Below are 1,150 nucleotides of genomic sequence, written 5' to 3'. Positions count from 1 at the left end.
TTTGGTTAAAATAAAATTATAACTATAAAATTTGAATATAATTTAATATAATATAAAATTAAATAAAAGAGGGTAATAAAATGAAAATAGCAATATTTCTAGGTGCAGGAGCATCAGCAGCAGAACACTGCCCTATTCAAAATCAGCTTTTTGTTGACTATTTTAAATCATTAACCAAAGAAGATTATGAAAATGAAATGAATAAAGAATTGCATAAGTTTTTTAAATTAATGTTTAACATAGATACAATAAATGATGATATTGAAAAAATATCATTTCCAACATTTGAAGAAGTATTAGGTCTTATAGATTTAGCAGAACAAAGAAGAGAATCCTTCAAAAACTTTAGACTTGAAATTTTTAATAATAAAAGCGATAGTATGCGTCTTTTAAGACAATATCTTATTTTACTTATGGCAAAGTCTTTACATGACTGTGAGAAAAACAACAACTACTATCATAAGTCACTTATAGATAATTTACTAAAAGCAGATATATTAAAAGATACTACATTTATAAGTGCGAACTATGATATACATATAGATAATTCTATAGCAAGATTATATAAACGAAAAAATCCTATAATGCTTGACTATGGAGTTGATTTTACAAATTTTGAAATCAGAAATAGTTGGAAAAAACCACAACCTCCATCTGTTAAACTTTATAAAATACATGGMTCTTTAAATTGGTTGTATTGTCCAGTGTATAATAGTTTAACAATAACACCTTATGAAGGTGGTGTAATGAGGCTTTTAGATAATATAGATGAAGCTAAATGTTTAGCATGTGATGAAATTACAATACCTATTATAATACCTCCAACTTATTTTAAAAATATGACTAATGTATTTGTATCAACAGTTTGGAATGAAGTAGAAAAGACTTTAAGAAAAAGTGACTTACTTATATTTTGCGGATATTCTTTTTCTGATGCAGATATACATATAAAATATATGATAAAAAGAGTTCAAACTAGCAGAAAAAAATCTCCTCTAAAATTTATGGTATTTAATAGTTATGAAGGGAAAAGGGAAGAGTCAAAGAAAAAGGAAGAAGAGAGATATAAAAGGTTTTTAGGAGAAGAAGTTATATTTACTGATAACTCATTTGAGGAGTTTGTAAGTGATCCATTAAGATTTATAAATGC

General features: G+C 25.6%; 1 protein-coding gene. It reads left to right on the top strand.

The window, feature by feature from the left end; genetic code table 11:
- Positions 1-80 precede the first annotated feature (80 nt).
- Positions 81-1,150, top strand: a 1,070-nt coding sequence (locus tag G3997_RS05675; protein WP_296644218.1) for an SIR2 family protein, incomplete at its 3' end; no start/stop codon positions are given.

The sequence above is a fragment of the Romboutsia sp. 13368 genome (genome assembly GCF_018336475.1).
In the GTDB taxonomy this organism is placed as follows: Bacteria; Bacillota; Clostridia; order Peptostreptococcales; family Peptostreptococcaceae; genus Romboutsia.
Note: the sequence above shows the minus strand (reverse complement) of the source record. Positions and strands in the feature narration are given on the sequence as shown.